This window comes from Polynucleobacter sp. MG-6-Vaara-E2 (genome assembly GCF_018687695.1).
Lineage (GTDB): Bacteria > Pseudomonadota > Gammaproteobacteria > Burkholderiales > Burkholderiaceae > Polynucleobacter.
Genome location: NZ_CP061303.1, coordinates 1,099,985 through 1,113,295, shown reverse-complemented (window position 1 = coordinate 1,113,295; position 13,311 = coordinate 1,099,985). Strand labels below are relative to the sequence as shown.

Here is a 13,311-nt window from a genome sequence, read left to right as displayed (position 1 = left end):
CCCTGATTAGTCTGAGAATACGACCGAGGTAGTGCCGTTGATTAAGACGCGATCATGCAGATAGTATCGTAGGGCACGAGATAAGACGGTACGCTCCAAATCACGACCCTTACGCACTAAATCCTCTGGAGTATCACCATGAGTGACGCGGGTGACGTCTTGTTCAATGATAGGACCCTCATCTAAATCGCTAGTCACAAAATGTGAGGTTGCTCCAATGAGCTTAATGCCGCGAGCATGGGCTTGGTGATAGGGCTTGGCACCTTTAAAGCTTGGCAAGAATGAGTGGTGCACGTTAATGCAACGACCAGATAATTTGGTGGATAGGTCATCTGACAGAATTTGCATATAACGCGCAAGAATCACCATGTCGACTTTAGAGTCAGCAATGATCTCAAGTAGCTTAGCTTCTTGAGCGGGCTTAGTTTCGGGGGTAACCGGCAAATGATAAAAAGGAATGTTCGCAAAATCAATGCTTGCATAGACATCGCGAGGGTGATTTGAAACAATGCCACTGATGATCATGGGTAGTTCACCAATGCGCCAACGGTATAAAAGATCAACTAGGCAATGATCTAGCTTAGAGGCCATGATCAACACACGCTTCAAATCTTTTACAGCACGCAGATTCCAGGTAAGTTCAAAGCGCTTAGCAATTTCTGTAAAGCCGGACCGCAAGGTATTACCATCAGTAGGGCAGCTAAAACTGACGCGCATAAAAAAGCGTTTAGAGGCTTTGTCATCAAACTGTTGAGCTTCTTCAATATCACCGCCCGCCTGAAAAATATAGGTTGATACTGCGGCAACAATGCCAGGTTTATTGGGGCAGGTGAGTGTGAGGTAGTAGTTTTCAGTAGTCATGGCGTAAATGCTCAATATTGCAAGATCAGTTGATTTTAATCCCCCACAGCATTGTTGACAGGGAATGCCGACCGCTACTGTTTGATGGTCTCTTTGGGCTTGTCAGCTGGGCCTGGAAGGGGGCTGCTGTTGTCAATGATTTTTGGCAGAACGACATCTTCACAGATGGGCTTGGGGCCAATAATATTGGTAAAGTTGCACTCTTTTTTTGTAGCCGCAGAAGCTGCATGCTCCAAAGGTGATTTTCCAGTGGCAACAGTTGAGGCAACACTTGTGGCTGTCATAGGATTTGCTGCGGCAGCAGTAACTACGGTTGTACCAGCAGAGCTTGCTGCTGCAGTACCGCTAGTGCCGAGTGCTGCTAAAGGAGCTGCGCAGCCTTGCAACAAGGCAAAGCCCAGAATGGATGTAAACCAAACCCAGTGTTTTAAGGGCATTCAGTCAAGAGTAATAATGAATTACTTAGCTTTGCAAACGGAGTTAAAGACACCAGCCACCCAGTCACCACTTGGTACAGGCTCAAATTTGCTATCAGGGGTATTGTTATCTGACACCACTTTTCCTGATCCCTTGTTGCCGGAAAATTCTTTAAAAGCAATTGGGCGGTAACTGACTGTAGGGCAGTCAAATTCATTGAGGCCAACGATGGAATTCACGGGCTCTTTATTCGTTGGATTTACGCCAGGCTTTTTGAAGTCAAGCATCGAAATGATTTGGGTCTTTTCACCTTGAGTTTGAACAGTATCAAGATCTACATACACCACCATTAGTTGATTTGAACCTAATTCTTTCCATGCAGCATTAGCATTGCCGGCAGAAAGCAATAAGGTTGCTGTAGTTAAGCTAGCGAGAAGGATTTTTTTCATAGAGCGGCTTTCAATAATGACGCGGACGCGTAAATACATTAAGGCTATTTTAAACACCTCAGATGTTTAATCAATTACTTATTGCTTAATTCAAGAGTGCGCTTGCTGGAATCGGGCTTCATCTGCAGGGGTAGATATTCATTCTTTGCCCAAAGAGGAACCATATTCCGATAGAGCTTGCTTTGCACCCAGCCTGATTGTCCGGACTGGAAGATAAAGAGGGATTTCTCTAGATCAGAAAGGTCATAAATTGCTCGCAAGCTTGGTGCTTGAAGAGTTTCATAGGGGTGCTCCGACCGAAGCAGCTCTAATCGACCAACATTAATCGTATTGCTATCGCCTGGGAAAGGAGTCTCGAGGTTAAAGAGTTTCCCAAGGACAGGAATCTTGCTTAATGGGCGATGCGCAGAGATTGCAATATGCGCTTTGCCCCAAGCCCATTTGCTGGGGTCATTACCGTACTCTTTGCTTAAAAACTCCAGCGCTTTATTAAAGGCGTCGTTAGAAGCCTCGGCACAAGTTTCTATTGCTTGAGTCTTGGGGTTATCGCACCAAGGACTATTCGGATTTTTCATTTGCGCAATCAGTGCGCCACGGTAATTGCGATCGCCGTAGGTTTCAGAGAAGATATAACTCAAGCGAGAAAATAAATTACGCGTTAGTTGATCTGCCCAGGCATTAAAAATCAAAGCAGCGGCGCTATCAACTCGCATGTCACCATTGAAATCTTTAGATATTTCTAATGCTTTAGCGCCTAGTGGGTGGCTTGGCACGCTGGATTTAAAGAGCTCTAGCAGAGGAATCGAAGTCAGGGAGAGGGTGTCGGCCTGCATTGTTTTCATATACTCGAGATCGTAACTATTTCTGGCTTTAATGAGATCCACAATCCGATCGTAACGGGCTGATAAGTCCCAGTCACTCGTCAGGGGATTGGGATCGTTACTCGCAATGATTCTTTGATTGGCCGTTGCAATCCATCCCTGCTCTGGATTATTGCTAGCTGGGAGTTGTTCAAATGGCACGTAGCCATTCCAGTCGTATTGCTTTTCCCAACCAGGCGCTGGAGCAACACCATATAGTCCGTGATGTAGTAAACGCTTAGGAGCAACACCGGCAGCTTGATAAGCAATATTGCCATCAATATCTGCCATGACGACATTTTGCATCGGGGCGTAATTTTTGCGTAAGGACTGTTTAAAAGCATCCATGTCCTTAGCGCGATTGAGGTCGAGTAATCCTGCTACCGATTGATTTTCAATATCCAAAGCGGTCGAACGCAGAGCCAAAGCGAAGCGGTCAGTGTCAATTGCGCGTTTTGCACGTGCATAAGAGTCTGATATCACGGGACCATGGCGTGTTTCTTTCACAATGAAATTTACAGATGGAGCCCCTTTGACATCAATTATTTCTTGACGAACTTTGAACGGTAAAAGGCCATCAGGCCCGCGGTACATCCCTGGATTGTTCGGGTCTATCTGTTCGATATACAGATCTTGCACATCAGGGTTGGTATTTGTAAAACTCCAGGCAAACTTTTCTGCTCTACCCAGAACCACTGTTGGTATACCAGGAAGGGTGCTTCCAAGAACATTTAAGCCGGGCGCATCTAGATGAGCAAAATACCAAATTGCTGGTGCAGATAATCCCAGGTGAGGATCGTTTGCAAGCAGTGGCTTGCCGCTTGCAGTGAGTTTGCCGCTCAAAGCCCAATTATTGGAGCCAATACCATCTTTACCGCCAGGAAGATCAATATTAGAGTGTTCAGTCGCAGGGAGTTTTTTTGAGCGCTTGTGAGCGGGGCCTGTCTTGGGATTAAAGACGTCAAGATCCCGATAGATTTTGGCAAAATCCATCTTGGTCACAGGTTCATCAACCTCAAATGGCGGAAGCACTTCCCAGATTTGTTTAGTTGTTAAATATTGAGAGAGCTCCAGCCTTTGTAGTTCTTTGTGCCAGTTGCCGCCCAAATCTAAAGCCATCATGAGCATCCAAGCAACACTATCAGTTGGAGACCAGTGTCCTGGCTTTGAGCCAGTTAGAAAGTATTCGACTGGTAGAGCCCAGCCTAATTGCGCATTACCTGCGTTTACACCATCTGCGTAAGCCTGTAGTAAACGCTTGGCTGAGACAGGGTATTTATCGAATTGCTGCTCAGCTGCGCGCTTAATTCCAAGAGTGCGGATGAAGCGATCAATATTGATTGTTTCGTTTCCTAAAATTTCAGAAAGGCGACCACTAGCAATGCGACGGTTCATTTCCAACTGCCAAGAACGCTCAGTCGCATGCAGATAGCCTAGAGCAAACAATGCGTCAGATTGACTATTGGCTTTGATGTGGGGAATGTCAGATTCATCAAAGGTAATCACTACTCCATCACCCAGACCTTTGATGCTGCGCTTGCCTGATGGACTTGATTGTGCTGAATATAGGTAAATCAGCGTTGCGCTGAAAATGGTTAGCAGAGTGACGCCCACCACCCAAATCAAGGGGCGAAGTAGCTTGCCATGTCTTGCCAAATTGCCAGCGGATTTCATGACCACATTTTAGTATTTTTGAAACTGACTCACCCAGAATCTATGGAGTATCAGGCCTTCTGAGGGGGTTGGGGGTGTACATGCTAAAATTAGAGTTGTCTTGATTTATATAGCGCGGCAGTTACTGCATGTGCGAGCCCGAGTGGTGAAATCGGTAGACACAGCAGATTTAAAATCTGCCGACTCAAAAAAGTCGTGCCGGTTCGATTCCGGCCTCGGGCACCACCACTGTTTTTCCTCAAGATTCACCTCATATGAATTTATTCAAAATCCTTATCAGCTTACTTCTTGGCTTGGTTCCTATATTTGCTTGGCCTATTGATGTTCTCGAATTTAACTGTAAGCGTACAGAGAATGGTTATATCGAAGAGTACGATATGAAGATTACTTTAGCTGCTGGCACTCAGAAAGCGAAAGTGTATTTAGATAATCGAGACCTTGATCAATCTGATGATTACGGTAAGCAAGTTGTTAAAAGTGTGACGCTGGCGCGACCCAATATCGTGATTGCAATAGAGGCTAGTTTTGAGCCAGAGAATTTGATGGGAGTTGTGTACCCCGCAGGAACGGTATCAACCCAAATAACACTGGACCCAGTTACTGGCAAACTCAAAAAGGTAGAAAAAATTCAAGGTGGTATTTTGGGTGAAACGATGGGCAATGGAACTTATATCAGCGAAGAAAGTTGTCTGCTTTCCAAAATGCCTTATAAAACACAGTAGGCACAAGCACTTATGTCAGCCTAGTCTGGTTCAGTTACAAAGCCCAACTTTGTTAAGCCCGCTCGGCGCGAAGCCGCTAATACTTGGGCGACATATTCATATTTCACTGATTTATCGGCACGCAGATTAATTTCTGGTTGCGGATCTTTTTCAGCAGCCTTTTGAGCATAGCCATCAAACGTTTTTAGTTCGATAGGGGTACTGTTCCAAAAGATTTGACCCTTCGCATCAATCGTCAGTTGAACAGACTCAGGCTTGATCTCGTTACGAACACTATTGGCTTTTGGCAGCTCAACTTTTACTGCCTGCTGAATCACCGGTAGGGTGATCATAAAAATAATGAGCAGGACCAACATGACGTCCACCATCGGAGTCATGTTGATTTCTGCCATGATGGCGTCATCACTCTGATCGTCTTGCATATGGAAAGACATGTTTATTCCCCAGACTTCACGCGTGCGCCAGTCACAAAATAGGCCAGCAAGTCATTGCCAAAGCGATTGAGATCAGCCACTAGAAGTTTGTTGGCACGATTGATGGCATTAAAGCCAAGTACTGCAGGAATCGCTACAGCAAGACCTAAAGCGGTCATGATCAACGCTTCGCCAATAGGGCCAGCCACTTGATCAATCTGCGCACTACCTGAGCTGCTAATTGAGATCAGAGCATGGTAGATGCCCCACACAGTTCCAAATAGGCCGATAAAAGGGGCAGTAGCACCAGTAGAGCCTAGAAAGGTGAGCCCTTTTTGGAGGCTGGCAGCAATACTATCAATGCCATTCTTAATACTCCGCGCCATCCACTCAGAGTAGTTTAGAGTTTGTAAGAGCTCACGATGATTACTCGCTTGACTCTGATGATGCACGGAAGCGCCGCTGGCTGATTTTGCAATTTGGTAATAAGGGTTGAGCGCATGATCGCTAAAAGAATGAAGGCCCTGCTCAAAAGAGGTGGCACGCCAGAATTGCTCTAGCTCAGGTTTAAATTTGCGTAAGTTGCGTAGCTCCCAAAAACGCGTGAGCAAGATGACCCAGGTAACGATAGAGCACAGCAATAAGGCAATAGCTACAAAGCGAGTGATGGCATCACCCTCAAGCCAAAGATTTGCAATTCCAAATGGTGTATTCATAGTCGTTAATTCTTGAGATTAAATTTAATTAAAAGATTGGTAGAAATTCTTTGAGGCGAGCCATTTACTAAAAAAGGTTTAAAGCGGTAGCGTCTGCCGATATCGGTTGCCGCACGATCGAGTCTTGGAAAGGAGCTAGATTGCAATATAGCCACATCTTCAACTTCTCCATTCTCTGAAATAATCAAACGCACAACTACGGTACCTTGCTCACCTGATCTCTTAGAGAAAGAAGGGTAGTAGGCATCTGCATCGGGCTGGTATACGACAACCAGTTTACCAATGTCCGTCTGAATCGGCGTGCCGCTGGCTCCACCTGACGTAGCGGGCGCTACAGCTGCATTTTGCATCTGGCTTTGCGACTGGGATTCACTCTTTTGTTGCTGCTGCGTGTTTTGTGTTTGAGGAGGAGTCGGCTTTTGTGAAGACTTTTCTTCTACCGTTTTTTTCCTAGGCTCTTCCTTTGGTTTTGGAGGAGGTGCAGGTGGTTGCTGACTTTTGCTTGAGGCGGTGTCGGGGCTCACTAAATTCGCCATCACACGCTCATCATCCATTTTTGTAGGCCGCGATGAAAAATGTAAGAACTCTAAAGCAGGTAAAGCATGCATCAGAAGAACGATTCCAATAATGATCCGTTCCGTTTTCGTAAACGGCAGGCGAGCATCGAGCTTATCTACAAACCTACTCATCGTATGTTGCCCAACATCTGAGATCTGACCTTGTGCATCTCAAGGTCACTATGCATTAAATCCTGCGCCATTTGTAGCAGTACTGCATCATCCTTACTGCTCACAAAGTTTACGGATCCATGATCCTGAATAGCTGACATGTCATCGAATACTAGTTGCTCTAGTTGGCGCTTGAGTTGTCTTACTACGGCTTCACTGGTATCAATGAGTGTGATGGAGTCGCCTAATAGTTTGCGAATCGCTTTTCGAAGAAAAGGGTAGTGGGTGCAACCCAGCACTAAGGTATCTGAGCCTGCATCTTGAATAGGCTCTAAATGTTTCGCGAGTAGATCTAAAGTCTCTTCACTATCGGCTTTACCAGCCTCAATCAGGGGAACTAAACCTGCACCGGTTTGTTTGATGAAATGACAATTACTTGGCAAAGTCGCCAAGAGTGCATTGAACTTATCGCTATTGAGTGTTGCCTCAGTTGCTAAGACCCCAACAACTCCATTTTGAGATTGCATTGCGGCAGGCTTGATACCAGGCTCTACCCCGATAACCGGGATTTGTAATTGCTCACGAATCTGTTTGATTGCTTCAGCAGTGGCGGTATTGCAAGCAACTACGATGGCGTCGCATCCTGAGTCCGCTAAGTACTTACATAAATTTAAACTGCGCTCAGCAATCCAAGAGCCAGACTTCTCACCATAAGGCGTGTTGGCAGAATCTGCTAGATAAATATAGTCGTGTTGCGGGAGTTGACGCAGGGCCTCATCCAAGATGGATAAGCCACCTACGCCAGAATCAAAAACGCCTATGAGGGGCAACGCGAAGCCTATTACGCAATCTTGACTGGAATATTGCCAATCTTCGCTTGCCACTCTTTGGGGCCAGTCTCGTGCATGGAGATGCCTTCAGAGTTCACGGCAACAGTCACAGGCATATCTTTCACATCAAACTCATAGATCGCCTCCATACCTAGATCCGCAAAGCCAACCACTTTAGAGGTCTGAATTGCTTTCGATACCAGGTAAGCTGCGCCACCCACGGCCATAAGGTAAGCAGACCGGTGTTTCTTGATCGCCTCGATTGCTACAGGGCCACGCTCAGCCTTACCAATCATCGAAATCAAACCAGTCTTAGCCAGCATCATTTCAGTGAACTTATCCATGCGAGTAGAAGTGGTCGGACCTGCTGGACCAACCACTTCATCGCGCACTGGATCTACTGGGCCAACGTAATAAATGACACGGTTCTTAAAGCTGACAGGTAATTCTTCACCTTTGGCGAGCATGTCTTGAATGCGTTTATGAGCAGCATCACGGCCAGTCAAAATCTTGCCATTCAACAGTAAGGTCTCACCGGGTTTCCAGCTAGCAACTTCTTCAGCAGTTAAGGTGTCTAAATTAATGCGTTTCGATTTTTGAACATCCGGTGTCCAAGTGACATCTGGCCAATCAGACAGAGAAGGAGCTTCCAACTTAGCAGGGCCATCACCATGTAAATGGAAATGCACGTGACGCGTTGCGGCACAGTTCGGAATCATTGCTACAGGCAAGGAGGCTGCATGCGTTGGGTAATCCAAAATCTTGATATCAAGCACGGTAGCCAAACCACCTAAGCCTTGAGCGCCGATACCCAGCTTGTTTACTTTCTCGTAGAGTTCAAGACGCAGTTCTTCAACGCGATTCTTCGCGCCGCGTTCAATGAGTTCTTGAATATTAACGGGACCCATCAACGCTTCTTTAGCCATCAACATTGCTTTTTCTGGAGTGCCGCCAATACCGATACCGAGAATGCCAGGTGGACACCAGCCGGCACCCATCGTTGGAACGGTTTTCAGAACCCAATCCACAATCGAGTCAGAAGGGTTGAGCATAACCATCTTGGCTTTGTTTTCTGAGCCACCACCTTTGGCTGCGCAGATGACCTCAACATCATCACCGGGAACGATTTCGTAATGGATAACCGCTGGAGTGTTGTCGCCGGTGTTCTTGCGTTTACCTGCTGGGTCAGACAAGACTGAAGCGCGTAGGGTATTTTCAGGATTGAGGTAAGCGCGACGGACGCCTTCATTCACCATGTCAGTAACGCTCATAGTGGCATCGGGCCATTTCACATTCATACCAATCTTGAGGAAAACCACGGCGATACCAGTATCTTGGCAAAGCGGGCGATGACCCTCAGCACACATCCGGCTGTTCGTCAGAATCTGCGCAATCGCATCCTTAGCCGCCTCACCTTTTTCAAGGGAATAGGCTTTGCCCATGGCATCAATGAAGTCTTTTGGGTGGTAGTAAGAGATGAACTGGAAGGCGTCAGCAACACTTTGGATGAGATCGTTTTGTTTGATATTGGTCATGGTTTTAGGCTAATTTCCACATAATTAGTAAGGTTTCCCCTATTTTAAGGGTTTGCCATAGAGCAAATCCCAAGTGTTTTCACTTATCTTCGAAGGTCTTAAGGGTCTAAACCCGCCATTTTGCGACATTTTGCGCATTATGAGACGTAAAGATCGTTGATTATTTGATAGAGGGCTGTGAAGCATGGAACCATTAAAACAAGAAAACCGCATATTTAACCCACCTGCAGACTTTGTAAAGGGTGCGGCTATTCCAGGTATGGATGCCTACAAGAAGCTTTGCGCTGAAGCCGAAAAAGATTATGACGGTTTCTGGGGTCGCCTTGCAAAAGAGAATATCTATTGGAAGAAACCATTTACCAAAGTTTTGGATGAATCGAAAGCACCGTTCTACAAATGGTTTGAGGATGGCACAACCAACGCTTCTTATAACTGTTTAGATCGCCAAGTTGAAGCTGGCTTGGGTGATAAGACGGCCATCATTTTTGAAGCCGATGACGGCGCTGTAACTAAAGTTACCTATAAAGAGATGCTCGAGTGCGTTTGCAAAATGGCAAACGCATTACGCAAGATGGGCATTAAGTCTGGTGACAGCGTCATCATTTATATGGCAATGACCATTGAAGGCATTGTGGCGATGCAAGCGTGTGCTCGTATTGGCGCAATTCACTCTGTTGTATTCGGCGGCTTCTCTGCGCAAGCGTTGCGCGATCGTATTATGGACGTTGGCGCAGTTGCCGTGATTACCGCTGATGGACAGTACCGTGGCGGTAAAGCATTGCCATTAAAGGCAATTTGCGATGAAGCACTCTCTACCGGTGAGTGCCCTAAAGTTAAGCACGTCATCGTCAGTAAGCGCACAGGCACTGATGTTCCTATGCAGGCCGGCCGGGATGTTTGGATGCAAGAGATCGTTGCTAATGAGGCGACAACTTGTGAGCCAGAGTGGGTTAGCGCTGAGCATCCATTGTTTATTCTTTACACCTCGGGATCTACTGGTAAGCCAAAGGGTGTTCAGCACTCTACAGGCGGTTACCTCTTGTGGGCCATTCTCACAATGAAGTGGACCTTTGATATCAAGCCAAACGATGTGTTCTGGTGTACGGCAGATATCGGCTGGGTAACTGGACACTCCTATATTACTTACGGCCCACTCGCAGTCGGCGCTACTGAGATTGTGTTTGAAGGTGTTCCAACCTATCCAAATGCTGGCCGTTTCTGGGAAATGATCCAAAAACACAAGGCAAGCATTTTCTACACTGCGCCAACCGCGATTCGTTCTTTGATCAAAGCTTCTAGTAATGATCAAGCAGTACATCCAAAGAGTTATAACTTGTCTTCACTACGTCTCTTGGGGTCTGTAGGCGAACCAATCAATCCAGAAGCTTGGATGTGGTACTACGAAAATGTTGGCGGCTCACGTTGCCCAATCGCTGATACCTTCTGGCAAACCGAAACTGGCGGCCATATGATTTCACCATTGCCAGGCGCAACCCCAATGATTCCAGGTTCATGCACATTGCCATTGCCTGGTATTCAGGCAGCAATCGTGGATGAAGCGGGCGTTGATGTTCCAAACGGCCAAGGCGGTATCTTGGTGGTAAAACGTCCATGGCCTTCTATGATTCGTACGATTTGGAATGACCCCGATCGTTTCGTGAAGTCTTATTTCCCAGAAGAGTTGGGTGGCACTTTGTACCTTGCTGGTGATGGCGCAATCCGTAACAAAGATACTGGTTACTTCACCATCACGGGTCGCATCGATGATGTCTTGAACGTTTCTGGTCACCGCATGGGTACCATGGAAATTGAATCTTGCTTGGTAGCCAATCCATTGGTTGCTGAGGCAGCGGTGGTTGGCCGTCCAGATGAGCTTACTGGAGAAGCAATTTGCGTATTCGTAGTTCTCAAGGGTGGACGCCCAACAGGTGAAGATGCTAAGAAAGTGGCGACTGAGTTGCGTAATTGGGTTGGTAAAGAGATTGGCCCAATCGCTAAACCGAAAGATGTGCGCTTTGGCGATAACTTGCCGAAGACCCGTTCGGGCAAGATCATGCGCCGCTTATTACGTGTAATCGCTAAGGGCGAGGAAGTCACTCAAGATACATCCACTTTAGAGAATCCCCATATCTTGGAGCAGCTCAAAGAGTCTCTCTAAGCAGTCTTTATCAGGGTTTGGAGTAAAGCCCTTTCGGCAATCGTATAATTAACGGTTCCGGAAGGGTGGATGAGCGGTTTAAGTCACACGCCTGGAAAGCGTGCGTAGGTTAATAGCCTACCGCGGGTTCGAATCCCGCCCCTTCCGCCAAGTATTGCTAAAACCACCTGCGGGTGGTTTTTTCTTTAGGGAATCAATTAATAGGTATTGACTTTAATATCAGCTAAGCTTGACACCTATTAGCAACTTTTAACATAAGGTTCCCAATGAAACGCTTTATTCAAACAACGCTGATTTCTGCTGGACTCATGGCAACAGCTTTTTCTGTGGCCGCAGCTCAAGTCGCTGACACCATTTTCTTTGGCGGTCCGATCGTGACAGTCAACCAGAAGAACGAAGAGGTGCAGGCATTAGCTGTACAAAATGGAAAGATTGTCGCCGTTGGTAAGAAGGATGTTGTTCTGAAAGAGTGGAGAGCCAATACAACACAGTTGATTGACCTCAAGGGTCAAACACTCATGCCCGGATTTGTTGAGCCTCATATTCATATTGTGATGACAGCGATGACAGAGGTGCTTTGGCTCAACCTGTCAAATTTCACGCCCCAATATGACACTTTAGATACCCTCAGTCAAAAGCTAAAGGAAAGATTAAATACATTACCAAAGGGTCAATGGCTGGGTGCTTTTGGAGTAGATCCATCTCGCACTCAACCATTTATGGCTGAATTAACTGCAGATATTTTGGATAAAGTTTCTACTGAGGTGCCTATTGCAGTTATGAATCAATCGGGCCATATTTTGTATGTGAATCACAAGGCTCTTGAAGTTGCTGGCATTAACGATAAAACGCCAAATCCAGGTGATGGTGGAATCTACATGCGCGATGCTCAAGGTCGACTCACTGGCGTGGTAGTTGAGCCATCCGCGATTTTATCTATCCTCAAACATGCACCCGCTCCAACAGAAGCAGAATTGGCAGTAGCGATGCAAAAGACGGCAAAAATGATTGCCTCAAAAGGGGTAACCACTTCTGCGGAAATTACTCTGGGTTTGATGCTGGGCTTGGATAATGAAATCAAACTCTTTAACAATATTGTTCATAACCAGGATTTCCCATTGCGGGTCAGGGCATATTTGTATGGACCCTTGTTGGCTAAGGGTACTAACGGACTCAAGCCTAACGATGGCGACGATAAGTTGCGGTATGTGGGAGTGAAGTTCGTTTCGGATGGATCTACTCAAGGCATTACGGCCGCATTAAGTGAGCCCTATATTTATCCTAAGGGAACTCAATTTCTTGGCCACTTAGATTATGCCGATGATCAAATTTACAAAATGACTAAACCCGTTTTTGATCAAGGATGGCAAATTGCCACACATGCAAATGGTGATCGCACGATAGAGCAAACGCTCAACACCTACGCTAAGTTGCTAGCCAACTCACCCGATCCTAAAGCTCGCCGTCTGCGTATTGAGCATTTCACGATCAATACTCCTGAGCAAGTCAAAAAGGCGGCGCAGTTAGGAGTGATTCCAGGCTTTACTATTGGTCACGTTGACTATTGGGGAGAGGCTTTTCACAATCACATCGTTGGTCCAGAGCGCGCTAATCGTATCGACCCTTCAGCATCATTCAAAAAAGAGGGTGCACGTTTTGCCTATCACAGTGATTCCCCGGTATCAAACGTAGGACCGTTGAATTACATTTCTGAAGGTGCAGGACGTTTGTGGCAAAAGGCGCCTCGTAAAGTATTGGGACCTGACGAGAGAGTATCCGTTGATGATGCAATTCGTGCGGTAACGATTAATGCTGCCTATGAAATGTTCTCTGATGATAAATTGGGTAGCTTGGAGGTCGGCAAGCAAGCGGACTTAGTAGTGCTTTCTGACAATCCTAGAAAAACGCCGATTGAGAAAATTCGTAGCATTGGCGTAAAAGAAACTTGGATTGATGGCAAGAGGCAGGCTTGGTAAGGCTAATCGATTAACATCCGATCACTAATAAA

At 46.3% G+C, this 13,311-nt stretch carries 12 protein-coding genes and 2 tRNA genes; 5 read left to right on the top strand and 9 right to left on the bottom strand.

Translation table 11 applies throughout. From position 1 onward, the window contains the following. Positions 1–6 precede the first annotated feature (6 nt). The 4 genes from purU to ICV38_RS05815 form a co-directional block, all read right to left on the bottom strand. The gene (purU, locus tag ICV38_RS05830) at positions 7–861 is read right to left on the bottom strand and encodes a formyltetrahydrofolate deformylase (RefSeq protein WP_215378267.1); all 855 of its coding nucleotides are present in this window, start codon (positions 859–861) and stop codon (positions 7–9) included. 74 nt (positions 862–935) lie between these two features. Further along, positions 936–1,298, bottom strand: coding sequence for a hypothetical protein (locus ICV38_RS05825; protein ID WP_215378264.1), 363 nt, complete (start codon positions 1,296–1,298; stop codon positions 936–938). Positions 1,299–1,319: 21 nt separating this feature from the next. Then, entirely contained in the window at positions 1,320–1,766 is a 447-nt protein-coding gene (locus ICV38_RS05820) for a surface-adhesin E family protein (protein ID WP_251368119.1), read from the bottom strand. Positions 1,767–1,801: 35 nt separating this feature from the next. Beyond that, positions 1,802–4,261, bottom strand: a complete 2,460-nt coding sequence (locus ICV38_RS05815; RefSeq protein WP_215378261.1) for a penicillin acylase family protein — start codon at positions 4,259–4,261, stop codon at positions 1,802–1,804. Between the two features lie 136 nt (positions 4,262–4,397). Here ICV38_RS05815 and ICV38_RS05810 point away from each other — a divergent pair. Together ICV38_RS05810 and ICV38_RS05805 are read left to right on the top strand one after the other, a co-directional pair. Further along, positions 4,398–4,486: transfer RNA gene (locus ICV38_RS05810), tRNA-Leu, on the top strand. Positions 4,487–4,515: 29 nt separating this feature from the next. Continuing rightward, positions 4,516–4,983: a hypothetical protein gene (locus ICV38_RS05805; protein WP_251368118.1), complete on the top strand. Its 468-nt coding sequence runs from the start codon at positions 4,516–4,518 to the stop codon at positions 4,981–4,983. Between the two features lie 20 nt (positions 4,984–5,003). On the opposite strand, the gene ICV38_RS05800 is transcribed toward ICV38_RS05805, so the two are convergent. The 5 genes from ICV38_RS05800 to ICV38_RS05780 are packed head-to-tail and all read right to left on the bottom strand — an operon-like array spanning position 5,004 to position 9,145. Beyond that, positions 5,004–5,417: a biopolymer transporter ExbD gene (locus ICV38_RS05800; protein ID WP_215378259.1), complete on the bottom strand. Its 414-nt coding sequence runs from the start codon at positions 5,415–5,417 to the stop codon at positions 5,004–5,006. 2 nt (positions 5,418–5,419) lie between these two features. Continuing rightward, positions 5,420–6,112, bottom strand: a complete 693-nt coding sequence (locus ICV38_RS05795; RefSeq protein WP_215378256.1) for a MotA/TolQ/ExbB proton channel family protein — start codon at positions 6,110–6,112, stop codon at positions 5,420–5,422. Between the two features lie 5 nt (positions 6,113–6,117). Next, complete coding sequence (locus tag ICV38_RS05790; RefSeq protein ID WP_215378253.1) at positions 6,118–6,801, bottom strand: energy transducer TonB; 684 nt, start codon at positions 6,799–6,801, stop codon at positions 6,118–6,120. Then, complete coding sequence (gene murI / locus ICV38_RS05785) at positions 6,798–7,610, bottom strand: glutamate racemase (RefSeq protein WP_215378251.1); 813 nt, start codon at positions 7,608–7,610, stop codon at positions 6,798–6,800. Before murI ends, ICV38_RS05790 begins: the two co-directional genes overlap by 4 nt. Before the next feature lie 11 nt (positions 7,611–7,621). Then, positions 7,622–9,145, bottom strand: a complete 1,524-nt coding sequence (locus ICV38_RS05780) for a fumarate hydratase (RefSeq protein WP_215378248.1) — start codon at positions 9,143–9,145, stop codon at positions 7,622–7,624. A 184-nt stretch (positions 9,146–9,329) separates the two neighbouring features. On the opposite strand from ICV38_RS05780, the gene acs reads away from it, so the two are divergent. The 3 genes from acs to ICV38_RS05765 all read left to right on the top strand — a co-directional run bounded on the left by acs (position 9,330) and on the right by ICV38_RS05765 (position 13,279). Continuing rightward, the gene (acs, locus tag ICV38_RS05775; RefSeq protein ID WP_215378245.1) at positions 9,330–11,303 is read left to right on the top strand and encodes an acetate--CoA ligase; all 1,974 of its coding nucleotides are present in this window, start codon (positions 9,330–9,332) and stop codon (positions 11,301–11,303) included. A 59-nt stretch (positions 11,304–11,362) separates the two neighbouring features. Continuing rightward, positions 11,363–11,453, top strand: a tRNA-Ser gene (locus tag ICV38_RS05770). A 116-nt stretch (positions 11,454–11,569) separates the two neighbouring features. Beyond that, a complete protein-coding gene (locus tag ICV38_RS05765) occupies positions 11,570–13,279 on the top strand; it encodes an amidohydrolase (RefSeq protein ID WP_215378242.1) in 1,710 nt (569 codons plus the stop codon). Positions 13,280–13,311: the final 32 nt, after the last annotated feature.

Excerpts from the sequence above, each read along its gene's own strand:
- ICV38_RS05805 (WP_251368118.1), top strand. The coding sequence starts at position 4,516 with ATGAATTTATTCAAAATCCTTATCAGCTTACTTCTTGGCTTGGTTCCT.
- ICV38_RS05825 (WP_215378264.1), bottom strand. The coding sequence starts at position 1,298 with ATGCCCTTAAAACACTGGGTTTGGTTTACATCCATTCTGGGCTTTGCC.
- ICV38_RS05815 (WP_215378261.1), bottom strand. The coding sequence starts at position 4,261 with ATGAAATCCGCTGGCAATTTGGCAAGACATGGCAAGCTACTTCGCCCC.
- purU (WP_215378267.1), bottom strand. The coding sequence starts at position 861 with ATGACTACTGAAAACTACTACCTCACACTCACCTGCCCCAATAAACCT.
- ICV38_RS05780 (WP_215378248.1), bottom strand. The coding sequence starts at position 9,145 with ATGACCAATATCAAACAAAACGATCTCATCCAAAGTGTTGCTGACGCC.
- ICV38_RS05795 (WP_215378256.1), bottom strand. The coding sequence starts at position 6,112 with ATGAATACACCATTTGGAATTGCAAATCTTTGGCTTGAGGGTGATGCC.
- ICV38_RS05820 (WP_251368119.1), bottom strand. The coding sequence starts at position 1,766 with ATGTATTTACGCGTCCGCGTCATTATTGAAAGCCGCTCTATGAAAAAA.
- ICV38_RS05765 (WP_215378242.1), top strand. The coding sequence starts at position 11,570 with ATGAAACGCTTTATTCAAACAACGCTGATTTCTGCTGGACTCATGGCA.
- ICV38_RS05800 (WP_215378259.1), bottom strand. The coding sequence starts at position 5,417 with ATGTCTTTCCATATGCAAGACGATCAGAGTGATGACGCCATCATGGCA.
- ICV38_RS05790 (WP_215378253.1), bottom strand. The coding sequence starts at position 6,801 with ATGAGTAGGTTTGTAGATAAGCTCGATGCTCGCCTGCCGTTTACGAAA.
- acs (WP_215378245.1), top strand. The coding sequence starts at position 9,330 with ATGGAACCATTAAAACAAGAAAACCGCATATTTAACCCACCTGCAGAC.